The 14,054-nt window shown below is 63.4% G+C and carries 11 protein-coding genes and 1 pseudogene; 7 read left to right on the top strand and 5 right to left on the bottom strand.

Features of this window, described 5'->3' with window-relative positions; translation table 11 throughout:
* Nucleotides 1-21: 21 nt before the first annotated feature.
* Nucleotides 22-957 carry a GNAT family N-acetyltransferase gene (locus N5A93_RS05055; protein WP_268953988.1) on the bottom strand — a complete coding sequence of 312 codons (936 nt, stop codon included), beginning with the start codon at nucleotides 955-957 and terminating at the stop codon, nucleotides 22-24.
* Nucleotides 958-1,196: 239 nt separating this feature from the next.
* Here N5A93_RS05055 and N5A93_RS05050 point away from each other — a divergent pair, with 239 nt between their 5' ends.
* Nucleotides 1,197-3,233, top strand: a complete 2,037-nt coding sequence (locus N5A93_RS05050) for an NADH:flavin oxidoreductase (RefSeq protein WP_268953987.1) — start codon at nucleotides 1,197-1,199, stop codon at nucleotides 3,231-3,233.
* Nucleotides 3,234-3,245: 12 nt separating this feature from the next.
* On the opposite strand, the gene N5A93_RS05045 is transcribed toward N5A93_RS05050, so the two are convergent.
* A complete protein-coding gene (locus N5A93_RS05045) occupies nucleotides 3,246-4,052 on the bottom strand; it encodes a helix-turn-helix domain-containing protein (protein ID WP_268953986.1) in 807 nt (268 codons plus the stop codon).
* 114 nt (nucleotides 4,053-4,166) lie between these two features.
* On the opposite strand from N5A93_RS05045, the gene N5A93_RS05040 reads away from it, so the two are divergent.
* From N5A93_RS05040 to N5A93_RS05015, 6 genes are all read left to right on the top strand, one after another.
* Nucleotides 4,167-6,176, top strand: a complete 2,010-nt coding sequence (locus N5A93_RS05040) for a CocE/NonD family hydrolase (RefSeq protein ID WP_268953985.1) — start codon at nucleotides 4,167-4,169, stop codon at nucleotides 6,174-6,176.
* 167 nt (nucleotides 6,177-6,343) lie between these two features.
* Complete coding sequence (locus tag N5A93_RS05035) at nucleotides 6,344-7,936, top strand: ABC transporter substrate-binding protein (protein WP_268953984.1); 1,593 nt, start codon at nucleotides 6,344-6,346, stop codon at nucleotides 7,934-7,936.
* 31 nt (nucleotides 7,937-7,967) lie between these two features.
* A complete protein-coding gene (locus N5A93_RS05030) occupies nucleotides 7,968-8,906 on the top strand; it encodes an ABC transporter permease (protein ID WP_268953983.1) in 939 nt (312 codons plus the stop codon).
* A gap of 1 nt (nucleotide 8,907) precedes the next feature.
* Nucleotides 8,908-9,801 carry an ABC transporter permease gene (locus tag N5A93_RS05025; protein ID WP_268953982.1) on the top strand — a complete coding sequence of 298 codons (894 nt, stop codon included), beginning with the start codon at nucleotides 8,908-8,910 and terminating at the stop codon, nucleotides 9,799-9,801.
* The gene (locus N5A93_RS05020) at nucleotides 9,801-10,835 is read left to right on the top strand and encodes an ABC transporter ATP-binding protein (protein WP_268953981.1); all 1,035 of its coding nucleotides are present in this window, start codon (nucleotides 9,801-9,803) and stop codon (nucleotides 10,833-10,835) included. The genes N5A93_RS05025 and N5A93_RS05020 overlap by 1 nt, the downstream gene beginning before the upstream one ends.
* The gene (locus tag N5A93_RS05015) at nucleotides 10,832-11,791 is read left to right on the top strand and encodes an ABC transporter ATP-binding protein (RefSeq protein ID WP_268953980.1); all 960 of its coding nucleotides are present in this window, start codon (nucleotides 10,832-10,834) and stop codon (nucleotides 11,789-11,791) included. Before N5A93_RS05020 ends, N5A93_RS05015 begins: the two co-directional genes overlap by 4 nt.
* 69 nt (nucleotides 11,792-11,860) lie before the next feature.
* Here N5A93_RS05015 and N5A93_RS05010 read toward each other — a convergent pair whose 3' ends face one another.
* The 3 genes and pseudogenes from N5A93_RS05010 to N5A93_RS19620 all read right to left on the bottom strand — a co-directional run.
* Complete coding sequence (locus N5A93_RS05010; RefSeq protein WP_268953979.1) at nucleotides 11,861-12,562, bottom strand: WbqC family protein; 702 nt, start codon at nucleotides 12,560-12,562, stop codon at nucleotides 11,861-11,863.
* 41 nt (nucleotides 12,563-12,603) lie between these two features.
* A complete protein-coding gene (locus N5A93_RS05005) occupies nucleotides 12,604-13,644 on the bottom strand; it encodes a sulfotransferase (RefSeq protein ID WP_268953978.1) in 1,041 nt (346 codons plus the stop codon).
* A 201-nt stretch (nucleotides 13,645-13,845) separates the two neighbouring features.
* Nucleotides 13,846-13,956, bottom strand: a pseudogene (locus N5A93_RS19620) (hypothetical protein); the annotation flags it as partial.
* Nucleotides 13,957-14,054: the final 98 nt, after the last annotated feature.

Below are 14,054 nucleotides of genomic sequence, written 5' to 3'. Positions count from 1 at the left end.
GCGCAGAGCGGGCGGGCCGTTTCAGCCCAGTGAATGCGCCGCAAGGGCGAACATGCGCGTGCCGTTGAGCGGGCGGCGCTGTTCGCCCATATACATCTCGGTCACGGTGTCATAGGCGCCCATTCCCGCCGCCGCGAGAAAGGCACCGAAGGCCTCGCCTTCCACCGGCGTGTCGAGCCGGACGAATTCGCCTTCGCTGCGCTGGATCAACTCGGCGGCCAGCATCATGGCGGTGCCTTCGTCCTCGGCGACCAGCGGGCCGATCACCCAGCCCCGGCCAAAGCGGCGGCGCAATGCGAAGCCACGGATCTGGCCCGCGACCTGGGCGACCACACCGTCGGACAGATCGAGCATGCAGTCGATGGTGCGCGTGCGCTCGGCGCCGTAGGCCTGTGTGTCGAGCTGGCGGATGGCCACGCCATCGTCCGGTTCGAGCGCGCGCAGCGAAACCCCCGCGACCGGATCGGGCAGGTGAATGGGCCGCGTCACGCCCTGATGCTGCCAGATCGTGCCAAGGGTGATGAACCCGGCATCCTTGTAAAGCCTGTAGCCCTGGCGCGTGGCGCTGAGGCGCATGTCGCAGCCCGGACAATCGTCCATCACCCGGCGCAACAGCCAGCGCCCGGTGCCCATGGTCTGAAGACGTGGCGCCGTCACCATCATGCCCAGCATCGCGAAATCCCCGCCCGCCTTGAAGCACATGGCCGAACCCATAGCACGACCGATCTCGTCGACGGCCAGATAGCCTTCGCCCAGGGAGATGAACACATCGAGGTCGCGCCAGCGATGCGGCCAGAACACGCCGACCGTCAGCTCATGCAGCAAGGCGCGGTCGGTGGGACCGATCCGGTGCGCGGTGGCAGTGAACTTGTCGACGCGGAAGCTGTCGCCGGAGGTGGTATCCACCCCTTGCGCAGCTTCTGTCCCGGACGTCGATTCGCCGGTTTGCTTTGCCATGTTTTCGCTCATCCATGTTGCCCGCGGGAACGGCCCTGCGCCGAGGACTCCGAAGGTGAAAATCGCGTTCTCTGTGCAGTATCGACCATCCGCCACGGTTTTTTCTGCGGTTTCGCGCCCCCATACCACAGCATATGCGCCCGTTTCCCTGTCAGGATCGCCCAGCATGCGGTCCCTCACAAGATGCCGTCATGGTTCCGGATGTCCAGATTTCAGCCCCGGAAAGGAGTTTCCGCCCGATGCGTCGTGATCCCCTGTTGCAATCCTGCCAGCTTGGTCCGCTCAAGCTGAAGAATCGCCTTCTGATCACCGGGCATGAACCTGGCTATGCCGATGACGGACTGCCCAAGGATCGTTACCGCGCCTATCATGTGGCGCGCGCGCGCGGCGGCGTGGGGCTGACGATGACGATGGGCTCGGCCTCGGTCGCGCCGGACTCCGCGCCCTCGGGCGGAGGTGTGCAGGCCTATCGCGACGAGATCGTCCCCTGGATGCGCCGCCTTGCTGAGGAATGCCACGAAGAGGGCTGCGCGGTGATGATCCAGCTTACCCATCACGGGCGGCGCTCGCGCTGGGACAGGGGGGACTGGCTGCCGACCCTGTCGGCGAGCCACGAGCGCGAGGTCGCGCATCGCCACGCCGCCAAGCAGGCCGAGGACTGGGACATCGCCCGCATCATCGAGGATTATGCGCTGGCCGCCGAGCGGATGCGGGATGCGGGGTTGGATGGGGCCGAGTTCCTGGCCACCGGGCATCTGCTGGATCAGTTCTGGTCGCCGCGCTCCAACACGCTGGAGGCGCCTTATGGCGGATCGTTGGAGAACCGGATGCGGCTGGCGATGGAGGTTCTTTCGGCTGCGCGCGCGCGCGTGGGCAAGGATTTCCTGCTGGGGCTGCGCTATGCCGGTGACGAGATGTGCGCCGAGGGCGTGGACGAGGGCGAGGGATTCGAGATTTCGCGTCGGCTGAAGGAAAGCGGGCTGGTGGATTTCCTCAACGTCACGCGCGGACATATCGACACCGATGCCGGGCTGACCGACATGATTCCGGTGCAGGGCATGCGCAACGCGCCGCATCTTCAGGCGGCGGCGCGGCTGCGCGAGGCGACCGGCGTGCCGGTGCTGCATGCCGCCAAGGTGCCCGATGTGGCCACCGCGCGCCATGCTGTCGCCACCGGAATGGTGGATATGATCGGCATGACCCGCGCGCATCTGGCCGACCCCGATATCGTGCGCCGGATCAAGGCCGGGCAGGAAGACCGTATCCGCCCCTGCGTGGGCGCGAATTTCTGCCTGGACCGGCGGTTTCAGGGGGCCGAGGCGCTTTGCATCCACAACCCCTCGACCGGGCGGGAGTTGCACCAGCCGCATCAGATCGCACGTGCGCAGGTCAAGCGCCGGGTGCTGGTCATCGGCACCGGGCCGGGCGGGCTTGAGGCGGCGCGGGTCGCGGCGGAGCGCGGCCACGCTGTCGAATTGCACGAGGCCGCCAATGATCCCGGCGGGCAGGTGCGGCTGATGGCACAATCCGAGCGTCGGCGCGAGATGATGTCGATCATCGGCTGGCGCATGGCGGAATGCGAGCGCATGGGTGTGCGGTTCCATTTCAACAGCATGGCCGAGCCTGGGACAGTGACCGGCGCGGGCGCGGATCTGGTGATTGTCGCCACGGGCGGGCTGCCGCATGACGTGCCCTTGCGTGACGGGCAGGACCTGCCGGTTTCGGGCTGGGATATCCTGTCGGGTGACGTGGCGCCCGGGCGCAACGTGCTGCTGTTTGACAATGCGGGCGACGGGGCCGGGCTTCAGGCGGCCGAGGCCATCGCCCGAAGCGGCGCGCGCCTTGAGATCGTCAGCCCTGACCGCGCGCTGTCCTCGGAGGTCATGCCGATGACCCTGACGCCGTTCCTGCGCGAAATGCAGGGGCGCGACGTGACCTTCACGGTGACATGGCGGCTTCAGGGGGTGCGGCGCGAGGGCAACCGTCTGCTGGCAGATCTGTGCAGCGATTTCAGCACGGCGCGGATGACGCGCGAGGTCGATCAGGTGGTGGTGAACAACGGCACGATCCCGCTGGATGACCTTCATTTCGACCTCAAGCCCATGTCGCGCAACCTTGGTGAGCTGGACCGGGCGGCGTTTCTGTCGGGAGACAGGCAGGAAGTGACGCGCAACCCGGATGGCGCTTTCACGCTGTTTCGCATCGGCGACGCGGTGGCATCGCGTAACATCCATGCGGCGGTCTATGACGGGTTGCGGCTGGCGCGGGCGATCTGACGGCGCGGGGCGCTAAAGCTGTTCGACCTCGAAGACGGTGGCGCCGGGTGGCATCTCGTTGCGCACGAGATCGACGATCCGAGGGTCGAGATCCTCGGGGTTGAACAGGCCGCATTGCCTGAGCGCGCGGCGTGAATCGATGTTCTGCCCGAGATAGTCGAGCAGCACCCGCGAGGCGGCGGGTTTGCGCCCGCGCTTGAGCGGCCCGCCGGTCTGGATGCCCAGCAGATAATCGATCCCCGCGGCATAGGAGGGATAAAGCATCATCTGGGTGATCGAAGAGGAGAGCAGGCATTCGTTTTCGACCACATTGATGCGCTCGCCAAGATAGAACGCCACGCCCTCGTATTTGAACACGTCGCTGGCGCGGCCCGGCGCGGTCCGTTCGCGCTCGATATTCTTCCACAGGTAATAGCCGTCGCGCCGCGTCAGAAGCGCGAATGAGCGGATGATCCGTCCGGGATTGCTGTAGGAGAAGAAGTATCTGAAATACGCTCCGCAATAGCGGTCGAGCGGTGTCGAGAACTGGTTGAGCCGCATCAGGGTCGGGCCGAGGGGCGAGTGATCCTGTTCGGTTCCGGCGCGGCGGCGCAAGGATATGAGTTCGGCAAAGCGCGGCGTCTCGGCCAGAAGCTCGGCCTCGGTCACGCCGAAGAAGTCGCAGATCCTGCGCATGTTGTGGCGCGAGGGGCGCACAGACCCGGCGAGATACTTGTTGAATTGCTGGCGATTGATTCCGATCCGGCGACAGACATGCGCGATCGAGGGAAACAGGCTGCAGGCGTAGGAGAGGTTGTCGGGAAGGGGATCTGATACCATGCCCTTACGCTACTTGACGCAGTTTGAAAGTCAACCTGCGACGGTGCGCGAAGTTGTGACGCAGGCCCGCCCCGTGTCAGGCTGCGCCCAGCCACTGACAGAGGATATGCTTGCATGGATCAGGTTCGCACCAACCTTCACGAGGTCACCGAGGCGCGGCATGTGGAGATCACGTTGCCTGACGGCTGCGTTCTGGCGGCGCGCATCTGGCGCCCCGCCGATGGCACGCCCGTGCCCGCGATCCTGGAATACCTGCCCTATCGCAAGGGCGACGGCACGCTGGCCCGCGATGCGGTGCGCGCGCCGCATATCGCCGCGCATGGCTATGCCTATGTCCGCGTCGATCTGCGCGGCACCGGTGAATCCGAAGGGCTGATGGAAGACGAATACACCGCCCAGGAGCTTCAGGATGGCTGCGACGTGATCGCATGGATCGCCGCGCAGGACTGGTGCGATGGCAATGTCGGCATGGTCGGCATTTCCTGGGGCGGGTTCAACGGCTTGCAGATCGCCGCACTTCAGCCCCCGGCGCTGAAGGCGGTGGTGTCGATCGCCTCGACCGATGACCGCTATGCCGATGACGTGCATTACATGGGCGGTACCATGGTGATCGACCAGATATCCTGGGCGTCCAACATGTTCGCGATCAACACGCTGCCGCCCGATCCCGATCTGGTGGGCGACAAGTGGCGCGAGATGTGGCTGGAGCGGCTGCGGGGGTCGGGGCTGTGGCTCAGGAAATGGCTGGAGCATCAGCGCCGCGATGCGTTCTGGAAACATGGCTCGGTCTGCGAGGATATCTCCCGCATCGAGGTGCCGGTCTATGCCGTTTCGGGCTGGGCGGATGGCTATTGCCGCACGGTGTTCCGGCTGATGGAAAGCCTGAAAGGCCCCAAGAAGGGGCTGGTCGGCCCGTGGTCGCATAAATATCCCCATATCGGTGTGCCCGGTCCGGCGATCGACTGGGCGGCCGAAGAGCTGCGCTGGTGGGATCAGTGGCTGAAGGGCATCGAGACCGGCATAATGGACGAGCCGCAACTGCGCCTTTACATGCAGGACCACGCCGAACCCGCAAGTTACTATGCCCATCGTGAGGGGCGCTGGATCGAGGAGCCGTCATGGCCCTCGCCAAATGTCGCGCGCAGCCCCTTTGCACTGGGTGCTGACGGTACGCTGGGGCAGGGTGGCGCGCAGGATGGCAGTCTGTCGATCCGCTCGCCGCTGGGCACCGGGCTTGCTGGGGGCAAGTGGTGCTCTTACGCCAAGCCGGGCGATCAGCCGGTCGATCAGCGCCGCGACGATGCCGGAAGCCTGGTGTTCCAGACCGCGCCGCTGGAGGCGCCGCTTGAGATCGCGGGCGATGCCAACCTGGAGCTGAGCTTTTCAGTGGACCAGCCCGTGGCGCAGGTTGCCGCGCGGCTGGTGGATGTGGCACCCGATGGCGCGGCCACGCGCGTGAGCTACGGACTCCTTAACCTTACGCATCGCGACAGTCATGAAACCCCCGAGGCGCTGGTCCCCGGCGAGGTCTATAAGGCGACCGTGCCCTTCAAGCATGTCGCGCAGACATTTCGCGCGGGGCATCGCTTGCGGCTGTCGGTCTCGACCAGCTATTTCCCCATCGCCTGGCCCGCGCCCGAGCCGGTGACGCTGTCGCTGGATACCGCCGCAAGCCGCCTTGTGCTGCCGCTGCGCCAGCCGTCGGACGATCCCGCGCCGCGTGAGTTTGGCCCCCCAAAGGGCGGCGCGCCCGCCGAGATGGATCGGCTGGCACCCGCCAAGGCCGATTGGGTCGTGACCGAGAACCTTGCCAGCGGCGAGACGCGCGTGACCATCACCGATGATGAAGGCCGCCTGCGCATCAAGGATAGCGGCATGGAAACCGGCGGCTGCGGGGTCGAGACCTACTCCTTCAGCGGCACCGACTGGCGCTCGTTCCGGGGGCATGTGGTGTGGGATCTGGACATGTCGCGCGGCGACTGGCGGATGAGCAGCCGCACGGAAACCGAAGTGACGGCAACGGCGACCCATTTCATCGTCAAGGCGAAGCTGGTGGCGCGCGAAGGCGACACGATCGCCCATGAGGAAAGCTGGGATTGCGAAATCCCGAGGGATCTTGCGTAATCACCCAGCCTTATTCGCAGAATGACGCAAAATCAGCGTCTTTTCGCGCCCGATGCGAAATTGCTTCAAAGGCATCGGGCGCTCAACATGAACTACGCCCCGATTAACGGGGCCATCCTGCAAATTCATAATGGCCGCATGACGGCCCTGTCAGGGAGATAAACCAAATGACCGACATCAAGACAGCCAATCCAGCCGGCTTCGGCCGCCGGGCGTTTCTGAAAGGCGCCACGGCCACCGGGCTTGCCGCCGCGACCATGCCGCTTGGCTCGCGGATCTGGGCACAATCGGGCAAGGTGCTGCGCGTCAGCTCCTACGCCGATATCGACGCGCTCGATCCGGGCTTTTACCAGAACGGCTATAATGTCGACGTAATGAACTGCATCTATTCCAAGCTGGTGCGCTATGTGCCGGGGCGCGAATGGGATTGGGAACTGGAAGCCGCCGAAGAGATCGAGCAGGTCGACGACACCCATATCCGCTTCAAGCTCAAGAAGGGTCTCATGTTCACCGGCGGGTACGGCGAAATGACCGCCGAGGACGTGAAATTCTCGTTCGAGCGGGTGCTGGAGCATGACAGCCCGGTCAAGAGCGACTGGGGCCCGCTGGATCATGTGGAGGTGACCGACACCTACGAAGGCGTGATCGTCCTCAAGGAGCCATTCCAGCCGCTCTGGACCATTACGCTGCCCTACGGCACCGGCCATATCGTGTCGAAAAAGGCGGTGATGGAAGCCACTGAATCCGGCGGAAATTTCGGGATGGAGCCACCGGCGTTTTCCGGCCCCTATATCCTTGAGGCCTGGAAACCCAACCAGTATGTCCACCTGGTCCGCAACCCGGACTGGAAAGGCGAGGCGCCGGGGTTCGACGAGATCCGCATCCTGCCGATGGACGACACCAAGACCGCCGAGCGCGCCTATGAGGCGGGCGATCTGGACTTTACCGAGATCACGCTGTCGTCGCTGGCGCAGTATCGCGGCAACGAGCCGAAGGATACCGTGATCGAGGAATACCCCTCGCTCTATTATGTCTGGCTGGGGATGAATCTCGACAATCCGGTGCTTAAGGACGAGAACCTGCGCAAGGCGATCCAGCACGCCATCAATGCGGAGCAGATCATCGACGCGGCCTATTTCGGCGAGGCCGAACCGGCCACCGGCATGATCGCGCCGGGCTTGCCGGGCCATCGCGAGACCCCGTTGGTGCCGGTCGCGGGCGATCTGGACAAGGCGCGCGCGTTCCTTGAGGCCGCAGGCGGACCGCCCGCCGAGCCGATCACGATCGACGCGCTGAATGCCACGGTCTGGAAGACCATGGCCGAGGTGATCCAGGCGCAGCTGTCGCAGATCGGTATCGAGGTTCAGATCAACGTACAGGATTCCGGCTCGTTCTGGACGCTGGGGATGGAAAGCGAGGGCGATCGCTGGAAGGACATGCAGCTTGTGCTCAACCGTTTCTCGATGCTGCCCGACCCCTATTACGCGACAAGCTGGTTCGTCAGCGACCAGGTCGGCATCTGGAACTGGGAGCGGTTCTCGAACGAGGCGTTCGACAAGCTGCACCAGCGGGCGCTGAGCGAGAGCGATGGCGACAAGCGCGCCGAGATGTATCGCAAGATGCAGGAGCTGATGGAGGAGACCGGCGCCTACAAGTTCATCACCCATGAAGGGACGCCGGTCATGTATCGCGAGGGTCTGGAACCGGCGCTGCGCCCGGATGGCCGCCCGCTGTTCATCGGTTTCGACGGCGAAACCTGAACCCGAAGCGACGTAAAGGAGACCGCGACCCGTGCTATTTTACACCGCGCAAAGGCTTGTCCTGTCGGTCGTGATCGTCATGGTCGCGGTCTCGATCCTGAAACTGATGCTGCATGTGGTGCCCGGAGACCCGGCCGTTCTGGTCCTTGGTCCCCGGGCGACACCCGAACTGATTGAACGGACCCGCGAGGCGATGGGGCTGGATCGCCCTTTGCTGGTGCAGCTGGTAACGTTCTTCGGCAATATCTTTCGCGGCGATCTTGGCCATGACGTCTTCACGGGCCGCGCCGTGTCGCGGATCGTGCTTGAACAGCTTCCCTATACGCTGATCCTGATCACGGTCGCGATCATGTGGTCGGCGGCGCTGGGAATCGTGCTTGGCGCCTATTCGGCACTGCGCCGCAATACCTGGTTCGACACGCTGTCGGGGATCGTTTCGGTCGGCACCATTTCGATCCCGGCTTTCGTGATGGCGCTCTATTCGGTGCTGGTCTTCGCGGTCTGGCTGCGCTGGCTGCCCGCGATCGGGGCGGGCGAGGGGTTTGTGAATTCGATCACCCACCTGATCCTGCCCGCATTCGCTATCGGCGTCAGCTGGGTCGGCTACGTGGCGCGGATGGTGCGCGCCTCGATGCTTGAGATCATGGGTCAGCCGCATGTGCGCATGGCGCGCGCCTTCGGCCTGTCCGAGCGGCGCATCACGCGTTCGCATATTCTGAAGATCGCCGTGCTGCCGGCGGTGACGCTGATCGGGACTGGGGTGGCGCATCTCTTTTCGGCTGCGGTCTTTGTCGAAGTGATCTTTGCGCGCCCGGGTATCGGCGCGCTGATCGTCCAGGCGGTCAATGAGCGCAATTACCCGATCGTCCTTGGCGCGGTGCTGGTGACAACCGGCATCATCGTGCTGGCGACGCTGATCTCGGACCTGGTGATCGCGCTTCTTGATCCGCGCCAGCGCGAGGAGCTTTAAGATGAGCGACACGACACCCACAGTCACATCCCGGGCCCCGCTGCCCGAACCCACGGCACTGGCGCGCACATTGCGGGTGCTGTCGGGCAACCGGACGGGCGTGATCGGCTTCGTGCTGGTCGCGCTGATCGTCGGTTCGGCGGTGCTGGCGCCCTGGATCGCGCCTTATGATCCGGTGGCGATCATGGTGGGGCCGCGCATGGCGCCGCCCTCGGCCGAGCACTGGCTGGGAACAGACAATATCGGGCGCGACATCTTCAGCCGGGTGATCGCGGGCGGGCGTATTGCGATGCTGGTGGCGATGGCCTCGCTTGCATCGGCGCTGAGCGTGGGGCTGGCGCTGGGGCTGATCGCGGGGCTGGGGCCGCGCTGGCTCGACAATGTTCTGTTGCTGTTGTTCGATGCGCTGCGTTCCTTTCCCGTCATCGTGTTCGGCCTTGCCGTGGTCACGATCATCGGGCCGAGCCTGTTCACCGTGGTTCTGGTGGTGGCGATCACCTCGGTGCCGATCTATGCGCGCATCGTGCGCACCCAGACCATGGCGCTCAAGAATGCCGAATTCATCCTGGCCGAGCGCGCCATGGGTGTGGGCATGCCGCGCTTGCTGGCCATTCATGTCCTGCCCAACGTGCTGGGGCCGCTTCTGATCCTGGCGTCGATGGATGTGCCGCTGGTGATCGCGACCGAGGCCGGCCTCAGCTTTCTGGGGATGGGCGTGCGCCCGCCGACGCCATCATGGGGCGTCATCCTGAATGACGGCTACAATTTCATCCGCAACTCGCCCTGGCCGGTCATCGGCGGATCGATCCCGATCATCCTTGTGACTTTGGGGTTCACCTTCATGGGCGAAGCCCTGCGCGACATCTTTGACCCCAAGCTCAGAAAGGCCCGCTGATGGTTCCCACTGCGCTCAACGCCGCCGCATCCGATGTGTCCGGCGCCGCCAGCGATACACTGGTTTCCATCGAGGGGCTGTCGGTGGATTTCGACACCGGACGCGGCACCGTCCATGCGCTGCGCGACATCGATCTGGAGGTGCCAAGGGGCAAGGTGCTGGGGCTGGTGGGCGAATCCGGCTGCGGCAAGTCCACGTTGGCCTATTCGCTGATCGGGCTTCTGGCCGAGAATGCCCGCGTGGCTGGCGGCGCGATCCGGATGGGCGATCAGGATCTGACCCGGCTTGGCCCTGCCGCCTGGCGCGACCTGCGCGGCCGGCGCATCGCGATGATCTTTCAGGACCCGATGACGGCGCTCAACCCGGTGACGACAATCGGCCAGCAGATGCTGGACATCCAGTATCGCGACAAGACGGGCCGCGCCGCCAAGCGCGCACGCGCCATCGAATTTCTGGAACAGGTGCAGATCCCCGATGCGCCCGCCAAGCTGGATGTCTATCCGCACCAGCTTTCGGGCGGGATGCGCCAGAGGGTCTGCATCGCGATGGCCTTGCTGACACAGCCGGACCTTCTGATCGCCGACGAACCGACAACGGCGCTGGATGCGACGCTGGAAATGCAGATCGTCAGCCTGCTGCGCGATCTTCAGCGCAAGTTCGGCTGTTCTGTTCTGTTCGTGTCGCACCATCTGGGCACGGTGGCTGAATTATGTGACGAGGTGGCGGTGATGTATGCGGGCGAGGTGGTGGAATATGGCGGCGCGCGGGCGATCTTTCACACGCCCCGGCACCCCTATACGCAGGCATTGTTCGATTGCGACCCGGCCCGCATCAAGGAGGCCACCCGCAACCTGCCCACGATCCCCGGCACCTTGCCGGACCTGCGCCAGCCGCCCCCCGGCTGCGCCTATCGCGCCCGTTGCCCGCATGGCTGGGCGCGCTGCGAGCGCGAGCATCCGCCGCTTTACGCGGGCGCCGCCGAAGGCCAGCAAATCCGTTGCCACCTTGCCGATCCCGAGGAGGGCGCGGCATGAGCCTTCTTGAAGTGACAGACCTGCGTGTGCGCTATGCCCGGCAGGGGCGGCTGCGTGCCGCGCTGCGCGGCGAGACACATGATTTCGAGGCCGTGAGCGGCGTGTCCTTTTCGATCGAGGCGGGGCAGACGCTGGGCCTGGTGGGCGAAAGCGGGTCGGGAAAATCCACGATCGCGCGCACTCTGATCGGCCTCAAGGCGCCCGCTTCGGGCAGTATCGTCTTTGACGGCGAGGAGGTCGCGTCGGCTTCGGCGCGCGACTGGGCCAGGCTGCGGCGCGAAATGTCGATGATGTGGCAGGACCCTGTCGGGTCGCTCTCGCCGCGCCTGACGGTCAAGTCGCTGATCACCGAGCCCTTGCGCATCCACGGGCGGAAGGCGGATCGCGACGAGGCCGAGCGCCTGCTGGGCCTTGTCGGGCTGCCGTGCGAATACGCCGCGCGCTACCCGCATCAGCTGTCGGGCGGTCAGGCGCGCCGGGTCGGCGTGGCGCGCGCGCTGGCGCTTGATCCCCGCCTGCTGATCGCCGATGAGCCGACGGCGGGGCTCGACATGTCGGTGCAGGGCGAGGTTCTGAACCTGCTCAACGAGGTGCAGCAGCGCACGGGGGTCGCGATCCTGGTGATCACCCATAACCTCAACCTTGTGCGCCATGTGACCGACCGCATGGCGATCATGTATCTTGGCCGCTTCGTCGAGGAAGGGCCGACGGCGCGCATCTTCGAACACCCCCGCCACCCCTATACAAAGGCGCTGCTTTGCGCCAACCCCGAGCCCGACCCCGATGCGCGCGGTGAGCGCGTGACGCTTTCAGGCGAGGTGCCAAGCCCGGTCAACCGACCGTCGGGCTGCGATTTTCACCCGCGCTGCCCCTGGGCGCGCGATGCGTGCAAGACACAGGAGCCCGACTGGTACATCGAAGACGACCGCGGCCACCGCTGCATGTTCCCGCTGTGAAGGGCCTGCGCGCGCACGGGGCGAGAGATTTGGGGCGCTGTTCTTGGCAGGCCGGGCGCGCCTTGTCGCTTATGACAAGCTGTATCGGCGATAAAGCTCTGGCATGTCCGCCGGATCGACCCACGCAACCGCGTCGAGTATGCTCAGGCCGGGGGCAAAGTCTTGTTGGCCTTGAAAATAGGGAACCAGTGACGGTTCAAGGAATCGAAGTTCGATACCCTTTGCCGAAAAGGCCGCTGGATCATAGAGTTCCTTGCCACCCGCCATGTTCACATATCGCGCAGCGCCCAACTGCTGGCATGCGGCGATGATACGCGCTTCGCCCTTCAGATCACCCGGAATATCCAACGAAGACACACGATGAATCGGCCTATGCAAACCGATGGCGTCGAAGGTCAGCCTTAGCGCAAGTTCGGTCGTGTCGGTGAAATCTGCCGCATGCGCCTTCTCGGATAGTCTGCCCCGCACAGTCTCCACAAGGTGTACCGCGCGGTCCAGATGGGGTGCCTTGGCGTAGCTGGCGCGAAGCGTCTTTTCGAGTTTTTCGAGCGCTTTCGGCGCCTGATCCGCGTACACTTTTTCCGAGATAGGGCAGATACGCGGGTGTTTGTTGACCGGTATCGTAAAAAGGTAGTCTTTGCCGTTCACGAGCACCTTGTTTCGGTTCATCCAGCCATGCTGAACGTAATTGACCGTATCGAGCAGCCAGAATTCGTCAACGCTGTGAGCCAGTTGAAAATACCCAATGTAAGGAAACAGATAAGGTTGCATGATCGCAACCGCCTTACGTTGAGTTTCACCGCCGAGAGGGCTCATTGATTTGCGGTGCGCAGTTTTTCCACAGGCACGGGTGTTAAAGAGGACATTCTCTTGTAAAGGCTTGACCAGGCCTCCAGGCGCGCGCGCTCTTCCGAGGGGAGAGTTTGATATGCCGGTTTTTCATGCGGTTCACTCTGGGCGAGCTTCGCCCTGAGCTCATCGAGCGTCTCACAACTTCCAAAAGGTGCCTGGCCTTTTCGAACAGGTTCATAGCCGAATGTCTTCATGAGCGGGCCGGCAACGGCTTCGACATAGGCGATCTCATCATTGCTTAGCCCCTTCAGGAACTTCTGCGAATTGTCAGCGATAAGTGGCTTGTCGATATTCGACCACATTGCGGATCGTTTGGCATTTGCCTTGGCACTCTTGCTGTGTGTCTGGAACTCGATCATCGCCGGATCAAACGGTATTTGCAGTTCACCGCAAACCCTTGTGCACTCGGCCTCTGGTGAGATCAGCAGGTCTTCATATCTCAGAAAACCTACGGGCATTCGCGCCATAATAGGCGGCAGGGCCTCAAGGTATCCAGCCTGATCATATACCCAACGATCGGTCGCCCGCAGAACGCCACCCCGCATAGCCGGGCCCTGTTTCCAGGACAATGCCATGTCGCGCGGATCCCTGACCATGAAAAGAATTCTGGGAGACACGCTTTGTCCAAACAGCATATGCAGATAGCGAAATGCCGAATGTTCCTTGATGAACGCACTGCGCTTCTTAGACATTTTGGTCTCTGCATCATAGAGCGCAGCGATCATTTGATCTGCCCTCTCGAAACCTTCAAACATGCTGACGACCTCGCTTCGCGGCAAATCGTCCAGCGACCAATGACTGATCTTCGCATAAAACAGATCAACGACAGCTTCCCGTAAGCCAGCGCTGCCCACGGGAAACTTGCAGGCGCATTCGCTCATGACTTTGAAAAGATGGCTTGCACCTGGTGCGCAAATCTCGGGGTGCGCGTCGAAAATCTTGGAGATCAGATTGCTGCCCGAACGTTCGGAACAGAACAGGATTATCGGAGAATCCAACATGGGCCTCACTTTCGAACTGGCTGGCCACGATCTACAAGCTGCCCTGGGAGCGTAGCGAAATGCGAGTGGTACGTATCTTATGGATCAAGACAAATCAATAGAAGCATAGCCGTTCGGACGGGCATGCATGAAGGTTTACGAAGCGGATCCGGTTTCTTGTGGGGTAATCCCCCCATTTTTAGAGGGGCGTATCAGTAGAATCTATGCTGCTGTCAGTTTCTGTATCGGGGTCATTCCGCCGATCCCCATGTTTGGTCTTTCGTTGTTGTAAGTCCAGAGCCATTTCGTTGCGTGATCCTGCACGTCTTCAAGAGCTATGCGGGAAACTGGGTGACGGGGTTTGAGAAGGCGGCGTATCGTGGCGGGTGATCAAGCCTGCCAGAACTTCCAAGAGGAACGATACGCCTATG

This window comes from Roseovarius salincola, from assembly GCF_026891095.1.
GTDB classification, from domain to species: domain Bacteria; phylum Pseudomonadota; class Alphaproteobacteria; order Rhodobacterales; family Rhodobacteraceae; genus Roseovarius; species Roseovarius salincola.
The sequence above is the reverse complement of the archived record's forward strand: the minus strand, read 5'-3'. Positions and strand labels throughout refer to the sequence as shown.